Genomic DNA, 24,273 nt, shown 5'->3' on the forward strand with positions numbered 1-24,273 from the left:
GCGCGGCCTCGCGCGGGTCGGCCTGCGGCTGCTGGGCGCGCGCGGCCGCGCGCAGCTTGCTGCGGATCGCCGCCACCACCAGGAATATCAGCGCCAGCCAGAACAGAATACGTGTCATGCCAATCCTCGATGCAAAACCACTTCCAGTACGAAACGGCTGCCGACATAGGCCAGCAGCAGGGTGGCGAAACCCGCCAGGGTGAAACTGAGCGCCGTCTTGCCGCGCCAGCCGCGGAAGTGGCGCCCGGCCAGCAGCGCCGCGAACAGCAGCCAGGACAGCAAGGTGAACACCGACTTGTGGTCCCACTTGAGCGCCTTGCCGAACAGCTCCTCGGAAAACACGATGCCCGACAGCACGGTCAGGCTGAGCAGCACGAAGCCGAAGCCTATCATGCGGAACAGCAGTTTTTCCATGGTCAGCAGGGCCGGCAGCTGGTCCAGCGCGGCCGACAGGAAGCCGCTGCGCTCGCCGCGCGTGTGCAGGCGCGACTCCTGCAGCGCCATCAGCACCGCGTGGAAGGCCGCGATGGTCAAGGTGGCGTAGGCCAGCGTGGCGATGGCGATATGCCAGCCCAGCATGCGCGCGTTGCCGTCCAGCGCCACCAGCGCGCCGGGGAACACGGCCTGCAGCGCCGCCGCCAGCGCCGCGTTGGGCATGACGATGCGGCGCAGGCCGTCGAGCGCGAAGTTGCGGTTTTCCAGCCAGTAGGCGCCCACCGAAATCCACAGCGCGGCCGACAGCATGGCGGCAAAGCCGATGCGCAGCGAGCCCGGCGCGGCGACCGCCAGCCACAGGCTGGCGCCGTGCAGCAGCCAGGCCGCCGCCGTGACGGCCGAAATCAGCCCGGCCCGGCGCGGCGGCAGGACGGCACACACAATATAGAGCAGCGCGGCTGCGATCAAAAAATAAGTCTGCATGGGGGATAAGTTTACACTATGCCGCGCCGGCGGGCGGGCCGGCAGGTTGGCGGGTTACGCGCTGTGCGCTAACCCGCCCTACGATCCGCGCCACCGATGGCGACCCCGTAGGGCGGGTTAGCGGCGGAGCCGCGTAACCCGCCGCAGCGCCGCCACTAATCCACCGCCGCCATGCGCAGCTCGTCGTGGTGGTGGCGCTGCTGCTCCTCCATCACCAGCTGGCCCAGCTCGCGCTTGAGCGCGTTGAACTCCGGCGCGGCCGGGTCGCGCCCGCGCGGCAGCTCGACCAGCAGGTCGCGCTTGACGGTGCCGGGCCGGTAGGTCATGACCACGATGCGGTCCGCCATATAGATGGCCTCCTCGATGCTGTGCGTGACGAAAATAATCGTCTTCTTCAGCTCGGACCAGATGCGCAGCAGCTCGTCCTGCAGATTGCGCCGCGTGAGCGCGTCCAGCGCGCCGAAGGGCTCGTCCATCAGCATGATGGGCGAATCGAGCGCCAGCACGCGCGCGATCGCCACCCGCTGCCGCATGCCGCCCGACAAATCCTTGGGAAAGCGGTTGCGGAAGTCGCTCAGCGACAGCATGGCCAGCAGGCGCGCCACCGTGGCCTCGATCTCGGCCTTGGGCTGGCCCTTGATCTGCAGGCCGAAGGCGATATTGTCGGCCACCGTCATCCACGGGAACAGCGCGTACTCCTGGAACACCATGCCGCGCTCCGGCCCCGGCGCCTCCACCTGCTGGCCGCCGGCCACGATGCGGCCGCTGGTGGGCGGCGCGAAGCCGGCCACCGCGTTCAGCAGCGTCGACTTGCCGCAGCCGGACGGCCCCAGCAGGCAGACGAACTGGCCCTGCGGAATGTCCAGGTTGATGTCCTGCAGCGCCACCACGTCGCGCTCGGCGGTCTTGAAGACCTTGCCCACCTGCTCGATTACGATATGTGCCATCAGTGCTCCAGTCCCCGGTGCCAGCGCAGCAGGTAATTGTTGAGGCGGTTCATGCCGACGTCGATGGCCAGGCCCAGCAGGCCGATGCTGATCATGCCGGCGATAATCTTATCGGACCAAAAATACTCGCGCGCCTCCAGGATGCGGAAGCCCAGGCCGTTGTTGACCGCGATCATCTCCGACACGATCACCACGATGAAGGCGGTGCCGATGCCGATGCGCACGCCCGACAGGATATACGGCACGGCGGCCGGCAGCATCACCCGCACAAACATGGTGGTGCCGGACGCGCCCAGGTTGCGCGCCGCCCGGATATAGATGCTGTCGACCTGGCGCACGCCGGCGATGGTGTTCATCAGCACCGGGAAGAAGGCGCCCAGCGCGATCAGGAACACGGCCGGCGGATTGCCCAGCCCGAACCACAGGATGGACAGCGGGATGTAGGCGATGGGCGGTATCGGCCGCAGCAGCTGCACCAGGGGATTGAGCCAGGCGTAGACGCGCGCGCTGGCCCCCATCGACAGCCCCAGCGGCAGGGCCAGCCCGGCGCCGATGACGAAGCCCACCACCACCCGGTACATGCTGCCCATGGCGTCGTGTATCAGCTCGCCCGAAAAGGCCCACGCCAGCCAGCTGCCCTGGTCCGCCGCGTAGGGCTGCAGCGGCAGCAGGTAGGCGATCCACTTCTCCACCACCGCCAGCGGCGAGGGCAGCACCTGCGGGTTCACCCAGCCCAGCACCGCCACCGCCTGCCACACGGCGATCACCACCGCCGGCACGACCAGGCCCACGCCCACCTCGCGCCACGCGGTCTTGAAAGAGAGCCCCATAGCGCCTCCTTATTTGACGTTCAGGCTTTTCTTGGCCGCGTCCAGCAGGTCGGTCTTGACCCAGTCCCTGGCCACCGGCGGCTTGGCCATCTTGCCCACGCCGGTTTTCACCATCACGTCGGTGGTGGTCTGGATATGCTCGGGCGTGATGTCATAGGAATACGGCGAATTGCTGATCGCGTCCTGGAAGTCGTCGCTGGTGATCTGGCCCTTGAACACCACCTCGCGCACGTATTTCTCCGCCACGGCCGGCTGGTCGATAAAGGTCTTGGTGGCCTCGACGAAGCAGCGCATGAACTTCTCGGCCAGCGGCCGCTTCTCTTTATAGAACTTCTCCGTCATCACCATGGTGCGGATGGGTTCGCCGATCGGCGTGTCGTAGGGCTTGATGATCTCGTTGCCGAAGCCCTTGTTGAGCGCCTGCGAGGACTGCGGCTCGGACTGCATCATGGCGTCGATATTCTTGCCCAGCAGGGCCTGGTTCAGATCGGCGTAGGCCAGGAACACCAGCTGCACGTCCTTGCCCGGCTGGTCGGACACGGTCAGGCCGGCCTGCTGCAGCTCGGCCAGCAGCAGCACCTCCTGGATGCCGCCGCGCGTCACGCCCACCTTCTTGCCCTTCAGGTCCTTGACCGTCTTGAGCTTCAGGTCGGCCCGTCCCACCAGGCGCGCGCCGCCCTTGGCGAAGCCGGCCACCACCACGATGGGCGCGCCGCCGGCCCGGCCGGAAATGGCCGCCTCGGACGCCGTGGTGCCCACGTCCAGCTCGCCGGCGATAATGGCCTGCATCACGTCCAGGCCCTTGGCGAACATATGCTCCTCGACCTTGATGCCGCACTTGGGCGCAATCTCTTTTATATAGGAGACGGCGCCGTAATGCGCAAACTTCAGGTTCCCCAGCCGCACGATTTCCGGCCCCTGCGCCTGCGCCTGGACCGAACCGGAAAACACCACCGCCGCCAACACACTGCCGATCAGTTTCAGTTTCATGCCGTCTCCTCTATTTAAAGGTGTGCGTCCATCATACCAAGCGTTCGTGTGCTTCAAGCAAGAATATAAAAAAATCAGTGCCGCCGCGCCATGCGCCGCGGCCCCCGGCGGCCGCGGCGCCGGCGCCGCCATAAGGTAGAATGGCGGTTTCGTCGCATTCACGTAGGCACAACATGCTAGACAATCTGACTCAGCGCCTTGCCAAGGTCGTCAAGACCATGCGCGGCGAGGCGCGCCTGACCGAAGCCAACACCGCCGAGATGCTGCGCGAAGTGCGCATGGCGCTGCTCGAGGCCGACGTCGCCCTGCCGGCCGTGCGCGACTTCATCGCCAAGGTCAAGGAAAAAGCCCTGGGCGAGGAAGTCATTTCCTCGCTGTCGCCGGGCCAGGCCCTGGTGGGCGTGGTGCAGCGCGAGCTGGCCGCCCTGATGGGCGCGGACCTCGGCCCGGAAGCGTCGCAGCTGTCGTTCGCCCAGCAGCCGCCCGCCATCATCCTGATGGCCGGCCTGCAGGGTGTGGGTAAAACCACCACCGTCGGCAAGCTGGCCAAATACCTGAAGGAAGAAAAGAAGAAGAAAGTGCTGACCGTCTCGGCCGACGTCTACCGTCCCGCCGCGATCGCCCAGCTGCAATCGGTGACCGGCCAGGTCGGCGCCGACTTCTTCCCGTCCACCGCGCAGGACAAGCCGGTCGACATCGCGCTGGCCGCGCTGGACTGGGCCAAGAAGCACTACCACGACGTGCTGATCATCGACACCGCCGGCCGCCTCGGCATCGACGAAGAGATGATGAAGGAAATCGCCGCCGTGCACGCGGCGGTCAAGCCGATCGAAACCCTGTTCGTGGTCGACGCCATGCTGGGCCAGGACGCCATCAACACCGCCAAGGCCTTCAACGACGCGCTGCCGCTGACCGGCATCGTGCTGACCAAGCTGGACGGCGACTCGCGCGGCGGCGCCGCGCTGTCGGTGCGCCACGTGACGGGCAAGCCGATCAAGTTCGCCGGCGTCTCCGAAAAGCTGGACGGCCTGGAGCCGTTCGACGCGGCCCGCATGGCCAGCCGCGTGCTGGGCATGGGCGACATCATGGCCCTGGTGGAAGAAGCGCGCAAAGGCGTGGACGCCAAGGCGGCGGCCGACCTGGCCGCGAAAGTGAAATCCGGCGGCAAGTTCGACATGAACGACTTCAAGGCGCAGCTGGGCCAGATGAAGAAAATGGGCGGCATGGCCAGCCTGGTCGACAAGCTGCCGGCCCAGTTCCAGCAGGCCGCCGGCGGCGCCAATATGGACCAGGCGGACAAGCAGGTGCGCCGCATGGTCGGCATTATCGACTCCATGACGCCGGGCGAACGCGCCAAGCCGGAGCTGATCAAAGCCACCCGCAAGCGCCGCATCGCGGCCGGCGCCGGCGTGCAGGTGCAGGAAGTGAACCGCATGCTGAACCAGTTCGAGCAGATGCAGACCATGATGAAAAAGCTGTCCGGCGGCGGCATGATGAAGATGATGCGCTCCATGAAAGGCATGATGCCGGGCCTGCGCTAAGCGCCTCTCCCCGAGTGAAAAGCCGGCCGCGCGCCGGCTTTTTTTGCGCCCGCGCGCGCGGTTTTCTCACCGCCGCGGTGCGTAAGCCCAGCATTGGCGGGCTTTACGTGGCGTTTCCGAGAAAAAACTCGAAAAACACTTGCATAGTCGGCAAATCCCAACCAATATTAGCCGTGCGATTGAATTGCGCAACTTTTCCCTGTGTTCGTTAAGGAGGCTCGAATATGGCAACAGCCAAGAAAACCCCAGCAGCACCAGCAAAGAAAGCAGCAGTAGCAGCAAAGCCTGCGGCCAAGAAAGCAGCGCCGGCCAAAACCGCCGCCGCCAAACCAGCCGCCGCGAAGAAAGCCGCAGCACCACGCAAGCCCAACGCCGCCTTCATGAAGGAACTGACCCCATCGGCTTCGCTGGCCGCCGTGGTAGGCGCCTCCCCGCTGCCGCGCACCGAAGTCACCAAGAAAGTGTGGGACTACATCAAGAAGCTGAACCTGCAAGACGCGGCCAACCGCCGCATGATCAACGCAGACGACAAGCTCAAAGCCGTCTTCGGCGGCAAAGCCCAAGTATCCATGTTCGAAATGACCAAGCTGATCTCCGATCACTTGAAATAAGAGCCTGCGCGTGCGCAGCGCACACTAAAGCCCCCGTCGCACGCGCGGCCGGGGCCTTTTTTTTTGCGCCGCGTGTTGGCGGGTTACGCTGCGCTAACCCGCCCTACGAAGGCGATCCGCGATACGCGATACACGTTGCGGCCGTAACCCGCCACCGCGTCAGAATCCGAACGCGGCCTTCATCAGCTCGAACACCCTGGTATTCTCCATCGTCCCCTTGAACGCCTGCGCGCCCGCGCCGGTGGCGTACAGCTTCACGTCCCCGCCCCCATGCGTCTCGCCCTTGATGCGGATCCCCGTCTCCTGGTGATAATCATCGCCCAGCGCAGTCTCGCTGGACACGTCGGCGCGCTCGTTGGGGCGGTTCGGCCCGTTGCCGAAAGCCAGCGCCGTGTAGGTGCGGCCGTCCGCGTCGCGCGCCGGCGTGCCGTCCGCGTTGCGCACGATGTCCAGGATGGGATTGCCGCGCCGCGCCGTGCCGTTGAAGGCCAGCGTGTGGTCATGGTCGGCCGTGATCACGATCAGCGTGTTGCGCAGGCCCGGATCGAGCAGCTGCATGCGGTCGATGGCGGTCTGGATGGCGTCGTCGAACGCCACCAGGTCCACCAGCGCGTGCTTGGCGTTCGAGTCATGCAGGCCGTGGTCGATCTTGCCGCCTTCCACCATCAGGAAGAAACCCTCCGGCCTGGCCGACAGCAGCGTAATGGCCTTGGACGTCATCTCCGACAGCGAGGGCTGCGTGGCGGCCTCCCCTTTCGGATTGCGCGCGCCGCGCTCCAGCTCATACGCCAGATGGTCTTCCTTGGCGTACAGGCCCACGAACTTGCGGCCCGGCCTGGCCTCGTCCATCTGCGCCTTGTCGGTGGCCACCGCGTAGCCGCGCGCGGCCAGTTCGGCCAGCAGGTCGCGGCCGTCGGCGCGGCCCTTGGTGTTGGCGGCGCTGTAAGGCGTGAAGTGGTGGCGGCCGCCGCCCATCAGCACATCCAGGCCGTCGCCCAGCGCCGCGTTGTAGCCCGCGCCGCCCGGCACCGCCTGCACCGCGATGGCGTAGCCGCTGTTGCGGTGGCAGCTGTGCGCGTAGGTGGAGGCAGGCGTGGCGTGCGTCGCCTCGGTGGTGGTGACCGCGCCCACCGCCTTGCCGTGCGCCTTGGCCAGCTCCAGTATCGTCGCCGCAGGGCGGCCGTTGCCGGCGGCGCAGGTGTCGATGGTGAGGTTGCCGTGCGCGTCCTTCTTCGGCGCGCTGGCCTTGGTGTCGGACGACATGGAGATCACTTCGTTCTGGATCTTCACGCCCGTCATGTAGGAGCCCATGGAAGGCGCGCTGTCGGTGGTTTGCGCATCCTGCGAGTAGGTCTTGATGCGCGCCACGCGCTCCAGGCGCTCGAACTTGAGCAGGCCCTCTTCCTTGTACTGGTGGATGCGCGCGGCGGTGATGGCGGTCGGCCCCATGCCGTCGCCAAGGAAGAAGATGATGTTCTTGGCTTCGCCGGCATGGACGCCGGCGCTTGCCGCCAGCAGCAGGGAGGGAATCGCGAGATATGGTTTCATATTGTTTTTATCCTTTACCAGCCGGCTGCGTTCTTGATCAGCGTGTGTACTTGCGTGTTCTCCAGCGTGCCCCGGAAGTCCGCCGCGCGCGCGCCGATGGCGCCGAGGTAGACGTCCGTGCCGCCGTTGGTGGTGCTGCCCGGCGCCATGCGCACCGTGGCCTCCTGCCGGTAGCCCGGCTCGGTGACGATGGCGTCGCTCAGCAGCGAGCCGCCGGCGCGGCTGCCCTGCACGCGGTTCACGCCGTTGCCGTAGCCGATGATGGTGTAGGGGACGTCGTCCAGGTCCTTGTAGTAGCTGCCGTTCGAGTATTTGCGCACCAGGCCCAGCACGCCGGGTTCGGTGGCGGTGGTCTTGCCGGTGCGGATGGAGTAGCCGTTCAGTATCAGCGTGCTGTCGCTGCTGGCGGTCATGACGATCAGCGTGTGCTTGAGGCCGGGGTCGATGGCCTGCATCTTGGCGATGGCCGTTTGCAGCGCCTTGTCCAGCGCCACGGTTTCGTCGAGCGCGCGGCGCGCGGTCGATGCGCGCTGCGCCTGGCCGATCTGGCCGTTGCCCACCACGAGGAAGAAACCCTTGCCGCTGCCGGCCAGCACGTCGATGGCTGCCGAAGTCATGGCCGGCAGCGACGGCGCCTTGGCGCCGAAGATGCCAGCCACGCGCTGCCCCGCAGCCGGTGCGAGCGCCTGCAGCGCGGCGGCGTCGGCCACTTGCTGGTAGCCTTTGCCGCGCAATTCGGCCAGCAGGTCGCGGCCGTCGGCGCGCTTGTGGAAATACTGCGCGCCGCCGCCCAGCACCACGTCCAGGCCGCCCGCCAGCTGTTCGTTGTAGCCCGCGCCGTCCGGCACCAGCGCGGCGGCGATGTCCTCATTGCGCGTGGCTTGGCAGGTGTGCGCATAGCCTGCCGCCGTCAGCGCGTCCGTCACGCTGGCCCCGTTGACCACGCCCGCCGCCCAGCCGCGCTTGCGGGCCAGCTCCAGCAGCGTGGCCGGCGCGCGCGGGGCTGCACCCGCGCCCGCGCCGCAGCCGCTCACGGCCAGTTGCCCGTTATTGGTCTTCACGCCCGTCATGTAAGCCGACATGGCGGCCGCCGTGTCGGTCACCTGCATGTCGTTGGAATAGGTCTTGACGTAAGCCGATTCAGGCAGCGTGTCGATGGCGAGGTCGCCGGACTCGCCCACGGCGTAGTTGCGCGCGGCGGTCAGCGTGTTGATGCCCATGCCGTCGCCGACCAGGAAGATGATGTGCCTGAGCGCTGCGGATTCAGCCGGCATGGCGGGCGGCAGCGGCGCCTGCACCTGCGGGCCCTGCTTAGCGCCGCTGCCCGCGCAGCCTGCCAGCGCGCCGAGTGCGGCGGCGATGGCGGCAATGGCCAGCTTGTCCGCCGTGTTCCGAATCCGATTTTTCATGGCCTGTCCCAGTGTCGCAAAGGCAGCCATCTTATCTGAAATCGGTGCGGCGGAAAATCAGATCGGAGGGGAGGTTTTCCAGTTGTTCCACGCCGCGAGCACGGCGTTCGGATAGTCGGGCCGTCCGCGCGAACCGTTGTAGCGGCCCAGCGCCAGGAACAGGTTGCCGCGCTCCATGTCGATATACATGCGCAGGATGGCGCAGCCGTAGCGCAGATTGGTCTGCATATTGAACAGCTTGCGGCGGTCGCTGTCGCCGATCACATTGGTCCAGAACGGCATCACCTGCATATAGCCGCGCGCGCCCACCACGGACACCGCGTACTTGCGGTAGGCCGACTCCACCTGGATCAGCCCCAGCACCAGGCCCGGCTCCAGCCCGGCGCGGCGCGCCTCGTACCACGCGGTCTCGAGGAACTCGGTGCGCACCTGCTCGTCCGGCAGCTTGCGCTTGAGCCGCGCCGACATCTGCCCCAGCCACATTTCGTAGCGCTGGCGGTCGGCGGGATTGCTGAAACTGGGCTTGGGCGGACGGGCGTCCAGGATGGCGTTCGACAGCGCCAGCCGCACGGTGTCGGCCAGCGCTTCTTCCTGCTGGTTGCCGGCAAAACCGAACGGCGCGCCCAGCACGCCGGTCGAAAACGCCAGCACATGCCACCAGCGCAGCGGCCTGGCCCAGAAACGGCGCCGTTCCGCGCCTTTGCGCTGATGGATCATGCTGTTCACTGCTGCACTTTGCCTTTGATGAAGTCCACCACCTCGGCCAGCGGCACCGGGGTTGCTTCGGTATCGCGGCGGCCCTGGTATTCCAGGTTGCCTTCCTTCAGGCCGCGCTCGCCGATCACCACGCGGTGCGGCACGCCGATCAGTTCCCAGTCGGCGAACATGGCGCCCGGACGCAGGCCACGGTCGTCCACGATCACGTCGATGCCGGCCGCCTGCGCGGCGGCGTACAGCTTGTCGGTCTCTTCCTTGACCAGCTCGCTGCGGTCGTAGCCCATCGGGCACAGCACCAGCTCGAACGGCGCCAGCGAGGTTGGCCAGATGATGCCTTTCTCGTCGAAGTTCTGCTCGATCGCCGCGCCCAGGATGCGGGTCACGCCGATGCCGTAGCAGCCCATCTGCAGCGGCGCGGCCTTGCCGTTTTCGTCCAGGAAGGTGGCCTTCATGGATTCCGAATAGGCGGTGCCCAGCTGGAACACGTGGCCCACTTCGATGCCGCGCTCGATCGCCAGCACGCCCTTGCCGTCCGGCGAAGGATCGCCTTCGACCACATTGCGCAGGTCGGCGACGATGGCCGGCTCGGCCACGTCGCGGCCCCAGTTGGCGCCGGTGTAGTGGAAGTCCGCCTCGTTGGCGCCGGTGATGAAGTCGGCCATATTGGCCACGGTGCGGTCGGCCACCACGGTGACCGGCGCCTTGGTGCCGATCGGCCCCAGGTAGCCAGGGATGCAGCCGTACACTTCCAGGATCTCCGCCTCGGTCGAGAAGCGGTGGTTGGCCAGGCCGGGCACTTTGCCGACCTTGATTTCGTTCAGCTCATGGTCGCCGCGCAGCAGCAGCATGAAGTACTGCTTCTTGCCGGCTGTTCCATCTTCCCCCTGCTGCTCGACGGTCAGCGCCAGCGTCTTGATCGTGTTGCTCAGCGCGGTGCCCAGCAGCTTGGCCACATCCTCGCACTTGGCCGCTTTCGGCGTGGAGGTTTTCACCAGTGCGGCGCCGGGTGCAGGACGGGTGCCGGTGGCCAGCGCCTCGGCCGCCTCCATATTGGCCGCGTAGTCCGAATCCGGGCAGTACACCAGCGCGTCCTCGCCGGTGGAGGCGATCACGTGGAACTCATGCGAACCGGTGCCGCCGATGGCGCCGTTGTCGGCCGCCACTGCGCGGAACTTCAGGCCAAAGCGGGTAAAGATGCGGGTGTAGGCGTCGAACATGACTTTGTACGACTGCTGCATGCCGGCCAGGTCGCGGTCGAAGGAGTAGGCGTCCTTCATGGTGAACTCGCGGCCGCGCATCAGGCCGAAACGCGGACGGCGCTCGTCGCGGAATTTGGTCTGGATGTGGTAAAAATTCAACGGAAGCTGCTTGTAGGATTTAATTTCCGAACGAACAACATCGGTGATCACTTCCTCGGACGTCGGCTGGATGGCGAACTCGCGGCCGTGGCGGTCTTTCACGCGCATCAGCTCGGCGCCCATCTTGTCCCAGCGCCCGGTCTCCTGCCACAGCTCGGCCGGCTGCACCAGAGGCATCAGCAGCTCAATGGCGGCGGCATTGTTCATCTCCTCGCGCACGATGGCCTCGACCTTGCGGATCACCTTCAGGCCCATCGGCATATAGGTGTAGATACCCGAGCCCAGGCGTTTGATCATGCCGGCGCGCATCATCAACTGGTGGCTGACGATCTCCGCGTCGGACGGCGCTTCTTTGAGAGTTGAAATAAAAAATCGGGAGGCACGCATACGGTGAATTCTTTTTAAAAAGAGAGAGTTATAATCAACCTAATTTTAAAGGATTAGCTGGCTGATGCGTCCATACTTTATACAAATGCGTTCATTAGATGGCCCGCCGACGGTTTTCGTACCCCGAAAACCGGGCTGGCGCGCAGGTTTGTGGGCAAAAATATAAGAAGGACGTACTGCAAGCAGAAAGTTTGAGGTGCAACATGCTCGACCGTGAAGGGTTTCGGCCCAACGTCGGCATCATCCTGCTTAACGCCCATAACGAGGTGTGGTGGGGCAAGCGGGTGCGCGAGCACTCATGGCAGTTCCCGCAAGGCGGGATCAAGTACGGCGAAACGCCTGAACAGGCGATGTACAGGGAGCTAGAGGAAGAAATAGGACTACGGGCGGAACACGTCAAGATCGTCGGCCGCACCCGCGACTGGCTGCGCTACGAGGTGCCGGACCACTTTATCAAGCGCGAGATACGCGGCCACTACCGTGGCCAGAAGCAGATCTGGTTTCTGCTGCGCATGTGCGCGCGCGACAATGACGTGAACCTGCGCCTGACCGACCACCCCGAGTTCGACGCCTGGCGCTGGCATGAGTACTGGGTGCCGCTGGACGTGGTGATCGAGTTCAAGCGCGACGTGTACCAGCGTGCCCTGCAGGAGCTGTCGCGTTTCCTGACGTGGCCGGCGCACGGCAACGGCGGCAACCGCCACCATACGTCGCGCTACCTGCGCCAGCCGCACGCGCCGCGCAATGGAAACGGCAGCGGCAACGGCACGAGTGGCGGCAGCGGTGGCAATAGCAGCAACATTGCCAACCGCGCAATCGCCGCAGTGGCCGCCAACGCAGCCAATGCCGCCAACGCCGCCGCAGCGGGCGGCGCCCCGGCCCTGGTGGACGGCGATCCCTGCGACTGCGCGGACGACACGCCCCGCATCGTGCAGCCGGGACAGGAGTAAAAGCAAAACGGACGCCTCGGCGTCCGTTTTTTTATGCTCAGACGATTTTGCAGGCGTCCTCGAACGGCAGGCGCTGCGCGCGCGGGCGCAGCTTCTCCGGCACGCCGTAGCCCAGGCTGCACAGGAAATTGGCTTTCAGCGTGGTACCGGCGAAGAAGGCCTCGTTGACCTTGCCCTCGTCGAAGCCGGACATGGGGCCGCAGTCCAGGCCGAGCGCGCGCGCCGCCAGGATCAGGTAGCCGCCCTGCAGCGAGGAGTTGCGCATGGCGAAAGTGTCTATCATGGCCGTCTTGCCGGTGAAGAAAGCCTGGCCGTCCACATGCGGCGACAGCAGCGGGAACTTCTCGTAGAAGGCCGTGTCCATGGCCACAATGACGGTCACCGGCGCCACCTCGATCTTGGGGCCGTTGCCGGGCGAGGCGCAGGCGGCCAGCCTGGCGCGCTGCTCGGCGGACTTGACGAACACGAAGCGCGCCGGCGAACCGTTGAACGCGGTCGGCGCCCATTTCAGCGTGTCGTACAGCTGGCGCAGCAGCTCGTCGCTGATGTCGCGCGGCTGCCAGCCCTGGTGGCTGCGGGCTTGGTGGAACAGAGTATCGAGTGCGTCTTGGTTCAGCATGCTGGCTCCGGACAAGATGGTTTAAATTACATTAATGAACTGGCTCAGGGTACACAAATCCGCGCCAAGGTACAATATCGGCTTCCAGCAGCCCTTGTCCTCCCTCTTATGTTCAATCCGTCCTCCGACGATGTGCGCCGCTTCTTCTGCGCGGTCTTCCAGAAACAGCGCGCCAACGAAATCCTCACGCCGCTGGAAATCATGGCCGGCGACTGGATACGCCACCACCCCGAGTACGAAGACGTGCTCAGCGACGTGGACGCGGCGCTCGCGCGCGACTATTCCGTCGACAGCGGCCAGACCAACCCCTTCCTGCACCTGTCCATGCACTTGTCCATCGACGAGCAGATTTCCATCGACCAACCGCCCGGCATCCGCGCGGCCGCCACGGCGCTCACGCTCAAGCTCGACTCGGCGCACGAGGCCCAGCACGAAATCATGGAATGCCTGGGCGAGATGATCTGGAACGCGCAGCGCAGCGGCCAGCCTCTGGACGCGCTGGCCTATATCGAAGCGGTGCAGCGGCGCGCAGCGCGCTGACGTTGCGGCGCCGGCGGGTTACGCTTTGCTAACCCGCCCTACGCAGCGCTCGCGGCCGATAGCGGCCGATGGCGATCGTAGGGCGGGTTAGCGCAGCGTAACCCGACAACACGCGGCGCAAAAAAAAACCACGCAATGCGTGGCTTCTCTTATGCTGCGGTGCGGAATCAGCGATGCACCGCCAGCGTACCGGGCAGGCTGTGCAGATACGCCGCCAGATCCTTGATGTCCTGGTTGGTCAGCGGCTTGACCTGGCCGGTCATGATGGCGTTGCTGCGGCCGTTGGCGGCGTCGCCGCGCTTGTAGGCGGTCAGCGCGTGCTGCAGGTAATCCTTGTGCTGGCCGGCCAGCTTGGGATACGACGGGTCGATCGGCGAATTGTAGTCCTTGCCGTGGCAGGCCGCGCAGCTGTACTTCTCGGCCAGCGCCTTGCCGGCGTCGATATTGCCGCCGGCGGTGGCGGCGAAGGAAGCGCTTGCGCAGAACAGGGCGATGATCAGTTTTTTCATGTGCTTGGCCCTCATTTCTGCGCGGTTTTCTGGGTCTGCTGCGAATAGTAGGCAGCGATGTCGGCGATATCCTGGTCCGACAGGCTGGTGGCGATGCCCTTCATGGACGGATGCTTGCGCTCGCCTTTTTTGTAGCCTTGCAGCGCATTCTCGATGTACTTAGCCGACTGGCCACCAATCATGGGCACCTGGAACACCTCGGGGAAAGTGGCTTTGTAGCCTGGGATGCCGTGGCAACCGATACACATTTCGATCTTGGCTGGAGCCGCCTTGGCGTCTCCAACGATGTCCGCCGCTGCGGCAACGTTGGCGATGCCTGCAAGCACGAGAACTGCGTAGATTTTTTTCATGGTGGATGGCTAAGTTAACGTCAGTAATATTGATGATACTGATACGATACTGCGATGCTCCGAGGGCATAAAAGTTGACTTTTACGCCAACAGCGAACGATTCTAACTCAATAACAAGTTGCGAGTCCACATCATCCGCCCGCAGTGTGGTATAGCGATCTGGCATATACTCGTGGCATCGAAAATCCTCTACGAGACAGCTTTCATGCACGCTAATAATAAAGGCCAGCGCTTCCAGGGCTCCGACAACTACGTCGCCACCAATGATCTGAAACTGGCAGTGAACGCGGCGCTCACGCTGCAGCGCCCCCTGCTCATCAAGGGCGAGCCGGGCACCGGCAAGACCATGCTGGCCGAAGAAGTGGCGGCCGCGCTGAACATGCCGCTGATGCAGTGGCACATCAAGTCCACCACCAAGGCCCAGCAAGGCCTGTATGAATACGACGCCGTCTCGCGCCTGCGCGACTCCCAGCTGGGCGACGAACGCGTGCGCGACATCCACAACTACATCGTCAAGGGCGTGCTGTGGCAGGCCTTCACCGCGCCCGAGCCGGTGGTGCTGCTGATCGACGAAATCGACAAGGCCGATATCGAATTCCCGAACGACCTGCTGCGCGAACTGGACCGCATGGAGTTCTACGTCTACGAGACGCGCGAAATGGTGCAGGCCAAGCACCGCCCGCTGGTCATCATCACCTCCAACAACGAGAAGGAACTGCCGGACGCCTTCCTGCGCCGCTGCTTCTTCCACTACATCAAATTCCCGGACAAGGACACGATGGAGCAGATCGTCAAGGTGCACTACCCCACCTTGAAGCAGGAGCTGCTGGCCACCGCGCTGCAAACCTTCTACGAAGTGCGCGACGTGCCCGGCCTGAAGAAAAAGCCGTCCACCTCCGAGTTCCTGGACTGGCTCAAGCTGCTGCTGGCCGAAGACATCCCGCCGGAAGCGCTGCGCAGCAAGGACGCCAAGGCCGTGGTGCCGCCGCTGCACGGCGCGCTGCTGAAGAACGAACAGGACGTGCACCTGTTCGAGCGCCTGGTGTTCATGAACAGGACCAACCGCTGATGAACGCCTTGCTGGCCAATTTCGCCCCCATGACGCTGGAGCTGAACGGCGTGCGCCTGGAGCCGCTCGGCCTGCAGCACGCCGCCGGCCTGCGCGCCGCCGCCTGCGACGGCGAACTGTGGAAGCTGCGCATCACCTCCGTGCCCGAGCCGGACATGGTGGAAGCGTACATCGCCGCCGCGCTCGAGATGCGCCCCGGCCGCTACGCCTTCGCCGTCATCGACACGGCCACCGGTGCCGTGATCGGCACCACCAGCTACCACGACATCGTGCCCGCGCTGGACCGCGTGGAAATCGGCTACACCTGGTACGCGCGCAGCCGCCAGCGCAGCTACGTCAACACCAGCTGCAAGCTGCTGCTGCTCACGCACGCCTTCGACACGCTGGGCTGCGCCGTGGTCGGCTTCCGCACCGACAACTTCAACCACGCCTCGCAGGCCGCCATCGAGCGCCTGGGCGCGAAAAAGGACGGCGTGCTGCGCCACCACGCGCTGCGCCGCGACGGCACCGTGCGCGACACCGTTGTGTACAGCATCGTGCGCGGCGAATGGCCGGAAATCAAAGCGCACCTGCGCTACAAGCTAAGCAGAGACTGAGCATGCTGATCGACTTTTTCTTCACGCTGAAAGACGCGAAGATCCCCGTCTCCATCAAGGAGTTTTTGACCCTGCTGGAAGCGATGCAGAAGAACGTCATCGACTCGTCGATGGACGACTTCTACTACCTGTCGCGCCTGACGCTGGTGAAAGACGAAGCGCACTACGACAAGTTCGACCGCGCCTTCGCCCAGTACTTCAAAGGCATCAACGGCGCCTTCGACACCAACAGCGCCATCCCGCTCGACTGGCTCATCAAGCGCATGGAGCGCGAGCTGAGCGAAGAACAGAAAGCGGCGCTGGAAAAATTCGGCTACGACAAGCTGATGGACCGCCTGAACGAGCTGCTGAAAGAGCAGAAGGAACGCCACGAAGGCGGCAGCAAATGGATAGGCACGGGCGGCACCTCCCCGTTCGGCAACGGCGGCACCAATCCCGAAGGCGTGCGCATAGGCGGCAAGGGCGGCAACCGCACGGCGGTCAAAGTATGGGAAGCGCGCGCCTACAAGGACTACGACTCGGAGCGCGAGCTGGGCACGCGCAACATCAAGGTCGCCCTGCGGCGCCTGCGCAAGTTCGCGCGCGAAGGGCACGAAGAAGAACTGGCGCTGGACCAGACCATACGCGCCACGGCCAACAACGCCGGCTTCCTCGACATCAAGATGCAGCCCGAGCGCAAGAACAACATCAAGGTGCTGATGCTGCTCGACGTGGGCGGCACCATGGACGACCACATCGAACGCACGGAAGAGCTGTTCTCGGCGGCCAAGACCGAATTCAAGAACATGGAATTCTTCTACTTCCACAACTGCGTCTACGACTACCTGTGGAAGAACAACCGCCGCCGCAACGCCGAGCGCTTCCCCACCTGGGACGTGCTGCGCAAATACACGCCGGACACCAAGGTCATCTTCGTCGGCGACGCCACCATGAGCCCCTACGAGATTTTGCAGCCGGGCGGCTCGGTCGAATACAACAACGAAGAAGCCGGCGCCGAATGGCTGGGCCGCTTCACGCACGCCTTCCCCAAATTCATCTGGCTCAACCCCGAGCCCGAAGGCCTGTGGCAATACCGCCAGTCGATCGCCGTCATCCGCCAGCTCATGAACAACCGCATGTTCCCGCTGACGATAGAAGGCCTCGAACGCGCCATGCGCATGCTCAGCAAATAGCCCTCAGGCGGCTACCGGCGGCACCGGGAAACACCGTAGGGCGGGTTAGCAGCGCCGCTGCGTAACCCGCCAGTTGCCAGCTACACCCAAGGCTGATAATCAACCCCATCCTGCATCTTGCCGATCAACTGCGCGTAATTCTCCTGGCTCTCGCTAAACCCGGCCAGCACGCCAGCCACCGTATCCTGCTTGGTATTAAGCACATTGACCCAGTAGTTAAACCCCGCCTGGTCCGGCGCGCGGTGCAGCACGTTGGCGTACAGGCGCATCACAACATCGCCATTGCTGGCGTTCGCCCCATACGTGGCGAGGAACTCGCCGGAGCTGGCGAAGCCCGCCGCCACCGCGCGCAAGCTGGCGCCGTGGTCCAGCTGCGCAATCCAATAGCCCAGCCCCTTCTCGTCCGGCGCGCGGTTGAACGCTGCCTGGTAGAGCCGGTACGCCTCGCCGCCGTTGCCGTCGATATCCAGCGCCACCGCGCCGTCCTTGAAGTTGAGGCGTTCTATATTCTTCAGCAGGTCCAGCCCGTCCGAACCCACCAGGTCCTTCACCCAGAACTGCTTGCCGTCGGCCAGCACCGAGTACTCGTCGCGGTAGCCGTTGTAGAAGGCCTCGTCAAGGCCCGTGCCGCCGTCCAGGAAATCGTCGCCGCGGCCGCCGAACAGCGAGTCCGAACCGGCATAGCCGTAGATGTCGTCATTGCCGGCCGTGCCGTCGATATTGTCGTTCCTGTCCGTGCCGTACAGTACATAGCTCATCATGCCCTCCTCGCCTAATCGATGAACAATCTTAGGCCGCACGTTTGGCGCGCATGGGAAGAATTACAATTTGTTTCTAAGCCGGCAGTTGCAGGCGATAACCGACAGCCGTCTCGGTCAGCAGGTATTTCGGCTGGGCCGGATCGTCTTCCAGCTTGTGGCGCAAATGGCCCATGTAGATGCGCAGGTAGTGGCCGTTTTCGCTCTGCGACGGCCCCCACACCGCGCGCAGCAGCTGCGGGTTGCTCATCACGCGGCCGGCGTTGCCGACCAGGACGGACAGCAAACGGTATTCGGTCGGCGTGAGATGCACGCCTTCGCCGTTCTTCGTCACGCGGCGGTTCTGCAAATCCACCTCCACCGCACCGAAGCGCACCAGTCCCGAGGTGTCGGCTTGCGGCTGGCGCTGGCGGCGCAAGGTGGCTCGCACGCGGGCCAGCAATTCGCCCACGCCGAAAGGCTTGGTCAGATAGTCGTCCGCGCCCGCGTCCAGCGCCTTGATCTTGTCGGCCTCGTTCACCCGCGCCGACAGCACGATCACCGGCACCGTGGACCATTTGCGCAGGTCGCCCAGGAAAGAAATGCCATCGCCGTCCGGCAGGCCCAGGTCGAGCACCACCAGGTCCGGCTTGCGGGTGCCCGCGTCGATCAGGCCGCGCTGCATGGTGGGGCACTCGTGCACCTGCCAGCCCTCCTCCTCCAGCGCGGCGCGCACAAAGCGGCGGATCTGCGGCTCGTCCTCCACCAGCAGGGCGACGGGCGACGTTTCATGTACTTGAGTATTCATTGTTCCAGTATTTCTTGCGGTGGTTCCGGCGGAGTGCCCAGCGGCAGCGCGATGACGAAAGCGGCGCCGCCCAGCGGCGAGGCGGCGGCCTGTATGGTGCCGCCGTGCGCTTCCACGATGGCGCGGCAGATCGCCAGCCCCAGGCCCACGCCCGGCTTGGCCGATTCGCGCTCGCCGCGCGTGAATTTCTCGAACACGGCCTCCTCGCGGCCATGTGGCAGGCCCGGTCCGTCATCGTACACCATCACATTCATCCATGCGCCGTGCAGCGCTGCGCTGACGACGATGTGCGATCTGGCCGGCGTGTACTTGGCGGCGTTCTCCAGGAGATTGCACAGCACGCGCTCGATCAGCACGGCGTCGTAGCGCAGCAGCGGCAGGTCATGCGGCAGCTGGGTGCTGATGCTGTGCTGCTTCAGCTGCGGCGCGCTGGCGCGCAAGGCGCTGCCCACCACTTCCTCCAGCGGCTGCCATTCCAGGTTGAACTTCACCTCCCCACTCTGGATGCGCGCCATGTCCAGCAGATTGGACACCAGGGTGCTCATGCGCAGCGACTCGGCGTGCAGCGACTGCGCCAGGTCCAGCTGCTGCGGCGACAGCTCGGGCTTCGATCCGGCCAGCGATTCGGACAGGCCGACCAGCGACGTGAGCGGCGTGCGCAAGTCGTGCGACAAGGCGGCCAACAGCGAATTGCGCAGACGCTCGGACTCCATATTCACCAGCGCGCCCTGCGCCACTTCAATGTAGTGCACGCGCTCCAGCGCAATGGCGGCCAGAGCGCCGAAGGTGTCGAGCTGGCGCCGCTGCTCGGGGATCAGTATCCAGCGCCGGTTCTCCGGCTCGATGGCCAGCACGCCGCGCGTGCGCATCGGCGCCACCAGCGGCAGGTAGAAGATGCGGCTGGCGGGCAGCGTGTCCGTGCCCAGGCCCGCGCTTTCAGCACGGTCGTAAGCCCATTGGGCGATGCCGATGTCCAGCACCGACAAGTAGCCCGCCCCGCCGCCCGCTTGCGGCGCAGGCGGCTGCAGGCGGCCGTCGGCGTCCGGCAACAGCAGCACTGCTCTCGCGCGGAAGGCGGTTTGCACGGCGCTGCGGGTGCTGTCGAAAATCTGCTCGGTCTGCAGCGCGCCGGACAGCTCGCGCGCAAACTCGTACAGGGCGCGCGCACGCGCCTCCCGGTGCGAGGCCACGCGCGCCTGGAAGCGCAGGCCGGCCGTCAGGTGGCCGGTGATCAGGCCCACCGCCAGCATCACGCCGAAGGTGATCAGGTACTGGAAGTCCGACACCGCAAAACTGAAGCGCGGCGCCACGAAGAAGAAGTCGAAACACAGCACGCTCACGCAGGTGGCCAGCACCGAAGGGCCGCGCCCCAGCCGCACCGCCACCAGCACCACCACCAGCAGGAACAGCATGGCGATATTGGCCTGGTCGATATATGGCAGCAGCGGCGTGGCCGCCAGCGCGGCGGCGATGCTGGCGGCTGCGGCGGCCGCATAAGGCCAGCCGCGCCGTTTGGCGGCGGGGTCGGGCTGCTCATCCAGCGCGGTGGAAGCGCGCGGAGCTGCCGCCTCGCCGGGCGGATTGAATGGGTTGACCAGCGTGCGGCCGAAGGGCGACAAGCCAGCCAGGCCGCCCGCCTCCACCGCCGGCGCGCTCTCGCGGCTGGCGGTGCCGATCTCGATCAGGTCCACGTCCGGCGCCAGGCTGGCCATGCGTTTGATATGGGCGGCGCGCCAGGGCCAGGTGGGATGGCCCCGTCCCAGCATGATCTTGGACAGGTTGTGGCTGCGGGCATACTCAACCGCCGTCGCGGCGATGTCGGCGCCGGTCAGCACGGCGGTGCCGGCGCCCAGCTCCTGCGCCAGCTTGAGCGCCTTCAGGATGCGCTCGCGCTCCGCCTCGGGCAAGCGCTGCAGGGCCGGGGTTTCGATGTAGACCGCGTGCCACTCGGTGCCCAGCTGCCCGGCCAGGCGCGCGGCGCTGCGCACCACGTGCTCGCAGCCCGGGCGCGGGCCTACGCAGCACAGCAGCGAAGCGCCAGTCTTCCAGATGGCGTCGATGGATTTTTCGACGCGGTAGGCGCGCACGTCGTCCTCCACGCGGTCGGCGGTGCGGCGCAGCGCCAGCTCGCGCAGCGCGATCAGGTTCCCTTTGCGGAAGAAGTTCTTCGACGCGCGCTCGGCCTGCTGCTCCTGGTACACGCGGCCGCTCTTCAGCCGCGCCAGCAGTTCGTCTGCGGGGATATCGACCAGCACTACTTCGTCCGCCTCGTCGAACACCGTATCAGGCACGGTTTCGTTGACGCGGATGCCGGTGATGCCGCCCACCACGTCGTTCAGGCTGTCCAGGTGCTGCACGTTGACGGTGGTGAGCACGTCGATGCCCGCGTCCAGCAGCTCCTCCACGTCCTGCCAGCGCTTGGGGTGGCGCGAACCGGGCGCGTTGGAATGCGCCAGCTCGTCCATCAGTATCAGCGGCGGGCGCCGCGCCAGCGCGGCGTCGATGTCGAATTCCTTCAGCACCTTGCCGCGATAGGCAACCTCCTTCAGCGGCAGCACATCCAGGCCGTCCAGCAGAGACGCGGTCTCGTTGCGGCCGTGGGTTTCCACCACGCCCACCAGCACGCCCTGCCCCGCCGCCTGCAGCTTGCGCGCGGCGGACAGCATGGCGTAGGTCTTGCCGACACCGGCCGACGCGCCGAAATAAATGCGCAGCCTGCCGCGCGCCGCCTTGCGCTCCTGCGCCTGGACCTGCGCCAGCAGCGCGTCGGGATCAGGCCGTTGACTGTCGATTGGAAGCATAATTATCACAAGTAAAAAACGCCGTGCTGACGGCTTGCGTTCGGCGGGTTACGCTTCGCTAACCCGCCCTACGGGACTACGGCGTAAATGTAGGGCGGGTTAGCGCGCAGCGCGTAACCCGCCAGCGCCGCCATCAGCGAGTATGCGTGCTTTTTCCATCCAGCGCCAGATTCAGCGCCAGCACGTTCACGCGCGGCTCGCCGAAGAAGCCGAACACCCGTCCGCGCATCTCGCGCTCTATCAGCGCGCGCACGTACTCCGTGTCCAGCCCGCGCGCGGCGGCAATGCGGCGCACCTGGTACTGGGCAGCCGCCACGCTGATTTCGGGATCAAGTCCACTGGCCGAGGCCGTCACCAGGTCCACCGGCACCGGCGCCGTATTGCCCGGTTCCGCCGCCTGGAGCGCTTCGATGCGCCCCTTCACCGCGTCCGTGAGCGCCGGATTCAGCGGCCCCTGGTTGGAGCCACTGGAGCCAGCCGCGTTATTGGCCATCGGCGCGGTGGCCGACGGGCGGCCCCAGAAGTACTTGGGCGAAGTGAAGGATTGGCCGATCAGCTCCGAGCCGACGGCCTTGCCGTTCACCTCAACGATGCTGCCCGCCGCCTGTGCCGGGAAGGCCGTGCTGCCGATGCCGGTAACGGCCAGCGGATACAGCACGCCGCAGATCAGGGTAAGCGCGCCGAAAATCACCAGCGCGGGACGAAGATGGGAAGTCATGGTGTGCTCCTGTTTAAACAAGGTTGAACGCGGCCAGCAGCATGTCGATCAGCTTGATGCCGGCGAAAGGCAGGAAAATGCCGCCCACGCCGTACACCAGCAGATTGCGGCGCAGCAGCGCGGTGGCGCCGATGGCGCGGTATTGCACGCCCTTCAGCGCCAGCGGGATCAGCGCGATGATGATGAGCGCATTGAAAATCACCGCCGACATAATCGCCGACGAAGGACTGGCCAGATGCATGATGTCGAGCGCCTTCAGCTGCGGGTAAGTGCCCACAAAGGCCGCCGGAATAATGGCGAAGTACTTGGCGATGTCGTTCGAGATCGAGAACGTGGTCAACGAGCCTCGCGTCATCAGCATCTGCTTGCCGATTTCGACGATCTCCAGCAGCTTGGTCGGATTCGAATCCAGATCCACCATATTGCCGGCCTCTTTCGCCGCCTGCGTGCCCGAGTTCATGGCCACGGCCACGTCGGCCTGCGCCAGCGCGGGCGCGTCGTTGGTGCCGTCGCCGGTCATGGCCACCAGGCGGCCTTCGGACTGGTAGCTGCGTATCAGCTTCAGCTTGTCCTCCGGCGTGGCTTCGGCCAGGAAGTCGTCCACACCCGCCTCGGCGGCGATGGCGGCGGCGGTCAGCTTGTTGTCGCCGGTGATCATCACGGTCTTGATGCCCATGCGGCGCAGCTCCGCGAAACGCTCCTTGATGCCGCCCTTGACGATGTCCTTCAGCTCGACCACGCCCATCACGCGGCCGCCGTCCGCCACCACCAGCGGCGTGCTGCCCCGGCGCGACACGTCGTCCACGGCGCGCGACACTTCCGCCGGATAAGGCTGGCCCATAGCTTCCACGTACTTCTTCACCGAATCGGCCGCGCCCTTGCGCAGGGCGCGGACATCGCCCTGCCCTTGCAGGTCCACGCCGCTCATGCGGGTGGTGGCGGCGAAGGGCACAAACACCGCGTCCAGGCTGGCCATGTCGCGCTCGCGGATATTGAACTTCTGCTTGGCCAGCACCACGATGCTGCGCCCTTCCGGCGTTTCGTCAGCCAGCGAGGCCAGTTGCGCCACGTCCGCCAGCTGCTGCTCGCTCACGCCGGGGGCGGGAATAAAGGCCGAAGCCTGGCGGTTGCCCAGCGTGATGGTGCCGGTTTTATCCAGCAGCAGCACGTCCACGTCGCCCGCCGCCTCCACTGCGCGGCCGGAAGTGGCGATCACATTGGCCTGCATCATGCGGCTCATGCCGGCCACGCCGATGGCCGACAGCAGGCCGCCTATGGTGGTCGGGATCAGGCAGACCAGCAGCGCGATCAGCACGGTGATGGTGATGGGCGCGCCGCTGCCGGCGGCCGCCACCGAGAACAGCGAAAACGGCAGCAGGGTCACGGTCACCACCAGGAACACGATGGTCAGCGCCACCAGCAGGATGGTCAGCGCGATCTCGTTCGGCGTCTTCTGGCGCTTGGCGCCTTCCACCATGGAGATCATGCGGTCCAGGAAGGTCTCGCCCGGATTCGCGCTCACCTTCACCACCAGCCAGTCCGACAGCACGCGGGTGCCGCCGGTGACGGCCGAGAAGTCGCCGCCCGATTCGCGGATCACGGGGGCCGATTCGCCGGTGATGGCGCTTTCGTCCACCGAGGCCACGCCCTCGATCACTTCGCCGTCGATGGGGATCACGTCGCCCGCTTCAACCAGGATGTAATTGCCCTTGCGCAGATCGGGGCCATCGCATGGCAGCCAGGTGGTGCCGTGCTTGGGCGTAGCCAGCTTCTTGGCCGTCACGCTTTTCTTCAGGCTGCGCAGAGAGGCCGCCTGCGCCTTGCTGCGGCCTTCGGCCATGGCTTCGGCGAAGTTCGCGAACAGCACGGTGAACCACAGCCACACGGTGGTGGCCAGGATGAAGCCGGGGCTGGCCTCGCCCTGGCCGAACAGCGCCTGCACGTACAGCAGCGTGGTGATGATGCTGCCGACGTAGACCACGAACATGACCGGGCTGCGCAACTGGGTGCGCGGGCTCAGCTTCCTGAACGAATCGGCAATGGCAGGCAGCAGCAGTTCGGAGTCGAACATTTTCAGGCGCCGGGCCGGCGTCGTTGCGTGCAGCGCCATGTCCTTGGATGATGTATTAGCTTGCGACATGCGATGCT

23 protein-coding genes are annotated in these 24,273 nt (G+C 65.4%); 7 read left to right on the forward strand and 16 right to left on the reverse strand.

Annotated elements, in window-relative coordinates:
• Positions 1 to 114: 114 nt before the first annotated feature.
• From GTP77_RS13875 to GTP77_RS13890, 4 genes are all read right to left on the reverse strand, one after another.
• Positions 115 to 918 carry a cytochrome C assembly family protein gene (locus tag GTP77_RS13875; RefSeq protein ID WP_161072754.1) on the reverse strand — a complete coding sequence of 268 codons (804 nt, stop codon included), beginning with the start codon at positions 916 to 918 and terminating at the stop codon, positions 115 to 117.
• Positions 919 to 1,073: 155 nt separating this feature from the next.
• Positions 1,074 to 1,865 carry an ABC transporter ATP-binding protein gene (locus GTP77_RS13880; RefSeq protein ID WP_161072755.1) on the reverse strand — a complete coding sequence of 264 codons (792 nt, stop codon included), beginning with the start codon at positions 1,863 to 1,865 and terminating at the stop codon, positions 1,074 to 1,076.
• Positions 1,865 to 2,695, reverse strand: coding sequence for an ABC transporter permease (locus tag GTP77_RS13885; protein WP_161072756.1), 831 nt, complete (start codon positions 2,693 to 2,695; stop codon positions 1,865 to 1,867). Before GTP77_RS13885 ends, GTP77_RS13880 begins: the two co-directional genes overlap by 1 nt.
• A 9-nt stretch (positions 2,696 to 2,704) precedes the next feature.
• Positions 2,705 to 3,685, reverse strand: a complete 981-nt coding sequence (locus GTP77_RS13890; RefSeq protein WP_161072757.1) for an ABC transporter substrate-binding protein — start codon at positions 3,683 to 3,685, stop codon at positions 2,705 to 2,707.
• A gap of 173 nt (positions 3,686 to 3,858) precedes the next feature.
• On the opposite strand from GTP77_RS13890, the gene ffh reads away from it, so the two are divergent.
• Positions 3,859 to 5,226 (forward strand): signal recognition particle protein, encoded by a 1,368-nt coding sequence (ffh, locus tag GTP77_RS13895; protein WP_161072758.1) that lies wholly within the window; start codon positions 3,859 to 3,861, stop codon positions 5,224 to 5,226.
• A gap of 224 nt (positions 5,227 to 5,450) precedes the next feature.
• Positions 5,451 to 5,837 carry an SWIB/MDM2 domain-containing protein gene (locus GTP77_RS13900; RefSeq protein WP_161072759.1) on the forward strand — a complete coding sequence of 129 codons (387 nt, stop codon included), beginning with the start codon at positions 5,451 to 5,453 and terminating at the stop codon, positions 5,835 to 5,837.
• Between the two features lie 159 nt (positions 5,838 to 5,996).
• Here the strand turns inward: GTP77_RS13900 and GTP77_RS13905 are convergent, their stop codons facing one another.
• Genes GTP77_RS13905 through GTP77_RS13920 form a run of 4 tightly spaced genes read right to left on the reverse strand, consistent with a single transcriptional unit; the run spans position 5,997 to position 11,256 of the window.
• Positions 5,997 to 7,385: an alkaline phosphatase gene (locus tag GTP77_RS13905; protein WP_161072760.1), complete on the reverse strand. Its 1,389-nt coding sequence runs from the start codon at positions 7,383 to 7,385 to the stop codon at positions 5,997 to 5,999.
• Positions 7,386 to 7,399: 14 nt separating this feature from the next.
• The gene (locus GTP77_RS13910; protein ID WP_161072761.1) at positions 7,400 to 8,794 is read right to left on the reverse strand and encodes an alkaline phosphatase; all 1,395 of its coding nucleotides are present in this window, start codon (positions 8,792 to 8,794) and stop codon (positions 7,400 to 7,402) included.
• 57 nt (positions 8,795 to 8,851) lie between these two features.
• On the reverse strand, positions 8,852 to 9,511 hold the full coding sequence (locus GTP77_RS13915; RefSeq protein ID WP_161072762.1) for a lytic transglycosylase domain-containing protein: 660 nt from the start codon (positions 9,509 to 9,511) through the stop codon (positions 8,852 to 8,854).
• A gap of 5 nt (positions 9,512 to 9,516) precedes the next feature.
• Entirely contained in the window at positions 9,517 to 11,256 is a 1,740-nt protein-coding gene (locus GTP77_RS13920; RefSeq protein ID WP_161072763.1) for a proline--tRNA ligase, read from the reverse strand.
• A gap of 203 nt (positions 11,257 to 11,459) precedes the next feature.
• Here GTP77_RS13920 and GTP77_RS13925 point away from each other — a divergent pair, with 203 nt between their 5' ends.
• Positions 11,460 to 12,206, forward strand: a complete 747-nt coding sequence (locus GTP77_RS13925; protein ID WP_228893838.1) for an RNA pyrophosphohydrolase — start codon at positions 11,460 to 11,462, stop codon at positions 12,204 to 12,206.
• 37 nt (positions 12,207 to 12,243) lie between these two features.
• On the opposite strand, the gene GTP77_RS13930 is transcribed toward GTP77_RS13925, so the two are convergent.
• Positions 12,244 to 12,825, reverse strand: coding sequence for a malonic semialdehyde reductase (locus tag GTP77_RS13930; protein ID WP_161072764.1), 582 nt, complete (start codon positions 12,823 to 12,825; stop codon positions 12,244 to 12,246).
• A 108-nt stretch (positions 12,826 to 12,933) separates the two neighbouring features.
• Here GTP77_RS13930 and GTP77_RS13935 point away from each other — a divergent pair, with 108 nt between their 5' ends.
• Positions 12,934 to 13,365, forward strand: coding sequence for a DUF1841 family protein (locus tag GTP77_RS13935; protein ID WP_161072765.1), 432 nt, complete (start codon positions 12,934 to 12,936; stop codon positions 13,363 to 13,365).
• A gap of 167 nt (positions 13,366 to 13,532) precedes the next feature.
• Here GTP77_RS13935 and GTP77_RS13940 read toward each other — a convergent pair whose 3' ends face one another.
• Entirely contained in the window at positions 13,533 to 13,874 is a 342-nt protein-coding gene (locus GTP77_RS13940) for a c-type cytochrome (RefSeq protein ID WP_107874336.1), read from the reverse strand.
• A gap of 11 nt (positions 13,875 to 13,885) precedes the next feature.
• On the reverse strand, positions 13,886 to 14,224 hold the full coding sequence (locus GTP77_RS13945) for a c-type cytochrome (RefSeq protein WP_161072766.1): 339 nt from the start codon (positions 14,222 to 14,224) through the stop codon (positions 13,886 to 13,888).
• Positions 14,225 to 14,429: 205 nt separating this feature from the next.
• Between GTP77_RS13945 and GTP77_RS13950 the strand changes: the two genes are divergently transcribed.
• From GTP77_RS13950 to GTP77_RS13960, 3 genes are read left to right on the forward strand one after another with little or no spacing between them, the layout of a single operon-like run.
• The gene (locus GTP77_RS13950; protein WP_161072767.1) at positions 14,430 to 15,293 is read left to right on the forward strand and encodes an AAA family ATPase; all 864 of its coding nucleotides are present in this window, start codon (positions 14,430 to 14,432) and stop codon (positions 15,291 to 15,293) included.
• Positions 15,293 to 15,889: a GNAT family N-acetyltransferase gene (locus tag GTP77_RS13955; protein ID WP_161072768.1), complete on the forward strand. Its 597-nt coding sequence runs from the start codon at positions 15,293 to 15,295 to the stop codon at positions 15,887 to 15,889. The genes GTP77_RS13950 and GTP77_RS13955 overlap by 1 nt, the downstream gene beginning before the upstream one ends.
• Positions 15,890 to 15,891: 2 nt before the next feature.
• Positions 15,892 to 17,061 (forward strand): vWA domain-containing protein, encoded by a 1,170-nt coding sequence (locus GTP77_RS13960; RefSeq protein ID WP_161072769.1) that lies wholly within the window; start codon positions 15,892 to 15,894, stop codon positions 17,059 to 17,061.
• A gap of 80 nt (positions 17,062 to 17,141) precedes the next feature.
• On the opposite strand, the gene GTP77_RS13965 is transcribed toward GTP77_RS13960, so the two are convergent.
• From GTP77_RS13965 to kdpB, 5 genes are all read right to left on the reverse strand, one after another.
• The gene (locus GTP77_RS13965) at positions 17,142 to 17,822 is read right to left on the reverse strand and encodes a DUF4214 domain-containing protein (protein WP_161072770.1); all 681 of its coding nucleotides are present in this window, start codon (positions 17,820 to 17,822) and stop codon (positions 17,142 to 17,144) included.
• A gap of 73 nt (positions 17,823 to 17,895) precedes the next feature.
• Positions 17,896 to 18,606 (reverse strand): two-component system response regulator KdpE, encoded by a 711-nt coding sequence (gene kdpE / locus GTP77_RS13970; protein WP_161072771.1) that lies wholly within the window; start codon positions 18,604 to 18,606, stop codon positions 17,896 to 17,898.
• The gene (locus GTP77_RS13975; protein ID WP_161072772.1) at positions 18,603 to 21,407 is read right to left on the reverse strand and encodes a DUF4118 domain-containing protein; all 2,805 of its coding nucleotides are present in this window, start codon (positions 21,405 to 21,407) and stop codon (positions 18,603 to 18,605) included. Before GTP77_RS13975 ends, kdpE begins: the two co-directional genes overlap by 4 nt.
• A gap of 133 nt (positions 21,408 to 21,540) precedes the next feature.
• Positions 21,541 to 22,125 (reverse strand): potassium-transporting ATPase subunit KdpC, encoded by a 585-nt coding sequence (gene kdpC / locus GTP77_RS13980; RefSeq protein WP_161072773.1) that lies wholly within the window; start codon positions 22,123 to 22,125, stop codon positions 21,541 to 21,543.
• A gap of 13 nt (positions 22,126 to 22,138) precedes the next feature.
• Positions 22,139 to 24,235, reverse strand: coding sequence for a potassium-transporting ATPase subunit KdpB (gene kdpB, locus GTP77_RS13985; protein WP_161072863.1), 2,097 nt, complete (start codon positions 24,233 to 24,235; stop codon positions 22,139 to 22,141).
• Between the last annotated feature and the right edge of the window lie 38 nt (positions 24,236 to 24,273).

Origin of the sequence: Pseudoduganella aquatica, from assembly GCF_009857595.1 — a bacterium.
GTDB lineage: Bacteria > Pseudomonadota > Gammaproteobacteria > Burkholderiales > Burkholderiaceae_D > Rugamonas > Rugamonas aquatica_A.

What these genes read in the sequence shown, in the direction of transcription:
- GTP77_RS13950 (WP_161072767.1), top strand. Translation starts at nt 14,430, where the DNA reads ATGCACGCTAATAATAAAGGCCAGCGCTTCCAGGGCTCCGACAACTAC.
- kdpE (WP_161072771.1), bottom strand. Translation starts at nt 18,606, where the DNA reads ATGAATACTCAAGTACATGAAACGTCGCCCGTCGCCCTGCTGGTGGAG.
- GTP77_RS13915 (WP_161072762.1), bottom strand. Translation starts at nt 9,511, where the DNA reads ATGATCCATCAGCGCAAAGGCGCGGAACGGCGCCGTTTCTGGGCCAGG.
- kdpB (WP_161072863.1), bottom strand. Translation starts at nt 24,235, where the DNA reads ATGGCGCTGCACGCAACGACGCCGGCCCGGCGCCTGAAAATGTTCGAC.
- GTP77_RS13890 (WP_161072757.1), bottom strand. Translation starts at nt 3,685, where the DNA reads ATGAAACTGAAACTGATCGGCAGTGTGTTGGCGGCGGTGGTGTTTTCC.
- GTP77_RS13975 (WP_161072772.1), bottom strand. Translation starts at nt 21,407, where the DNA reads ATGCTTCCAATCGACAGTCAACGGCCTGATCCCGACGCGCTGCTGGCG.
- GTP77_RS13940 (WP_107874336.1), bottom strand. Translation starts at nt 13,874, where the DNA reads ATGAAAAAACTGATCATCGCCCTGTTCTGCGCAAGCGCTTCCTTCGCC.
- GTP77_RS13960 (WP_161072769.1), top strand. Translation starts at nt 15,892, where the DNA reads ATGCTGATCGACTTTTTCTTCACGCTGAAAGACGCGAAGATCCCCGTC.
- GTP77_RS13965 (WP_161072770.1), bottom strand. Translation starts at nt 17,822, where the DNA reads ATGATGAGCTATGTACTGTACGGCACGGACAGGAACGACAATATCGAC.
- GTP77_RS13880 (WP_161072755.1), bottom strand. Translation starts at nt 1,865, where the DNA reads ATGGCACATATCGTAATCGAGCAGGTGGGCAAGGTCTTCAAGACCGCC.
- GTP77_RS13930 (WP_161072764.1), bottom strand. Translation starts at nt 12,825, where the DNA reads ATGCTGAACCAAGACGCACTCGATACTCTGTTCCACCAAGCCCGCAGC.
- GTP77_RS13910 (WP_161072761.1), bottom strand. Translation starts at nt 8,794, where the DNA reads ATGAAAAATCGGATTCGGAACACGGCGGACAAGCTGGCCATTGCCGCC.
- GTP77_RS13885 (WP_161072756.1), bottom strand. Translation starts at nt 2,695, where the DNA reads ATGGGGCTCTCTTTCAAGACCGCGTGGCGCGAGGTGGGCGTGGGCCTG.
- GTP77_RS13935 (WP_161072765.1), top strand. Translation starts at nt 12,934, where the DNA reads ATGTTCAATCCGTCCTCCGACGATGTGCGCCGCTTCTTCTGCGCGGTC.
- kdpC (WP_161072773.1), bottom strand. Translation starts at nt 22,125, where the DNA reads ATGACTTCCCATCTTCGTCCCGCGCTGGTGATTTTCGGCGCGCTTACC.
- GTP77_RS13900 (WP_161072759.1), top strand. Translation starts at nt 5,451, where the DNA reads ATGGCAACAGCCAAGAAAACCCCAGCAGCACCAGCAAAGAAAGCAGCA.
- GTP77_RS13925 (WP_228893838.1), top strand. Translation starts at nt 11,460, where the DNA reads ATGCTCGACCGTGAAGGGTTTCGGCCCAACGTCGGCATCATCCTGCTT.
- GTP77_RS13920 (WP_161072763.1), bottom strand. Translation starts at nt 11,256, where the DNA reads ATGCGTGCCTCCCGATTTTTTATTTCAACTCTCAAAGAAGCGCCGTCC.
- GTP77_RS13945 (WP_161072766.1), bottom strand. Translation starts at nt 14,224, where the DNA reads ATGAAAAAAATCTACGCAGTTCTCGTGCTTGCAGGCATCGCCAACGTT.
- GTP77_RS13955 (WP_161072768.1), top strand. Translation starts at nt 15,293, where the DNA reads ATGAACGCCTTGCTGGCCAATTTCGCCCCCATGACGCTGGAGCTGAAC.
- GTP77_RS13875 (WP_161072754.1), bottom strand. Translation starts at nt 918, where the DNA reads ATGCAGACTTATTTTTTGATCGCAGCCGCGCTGCTCTATATTGTGTGT.
- ffh (WP_161072758.1), top strand. Translation starts at nt 3,859, where the DNA reads ATGCTAGACAATCTGACTCAGCGCCTTGCCAAGGTCGTCAAGACCATG.
- GTP77_RS13905 (WP_161072760.1), bottom strand. Translation starts at nt 7,385, where the DNA reads ATGAAACCATATCTCGCGATTCCCTCCCTGCTGCTGGCGGCAAGCGCC.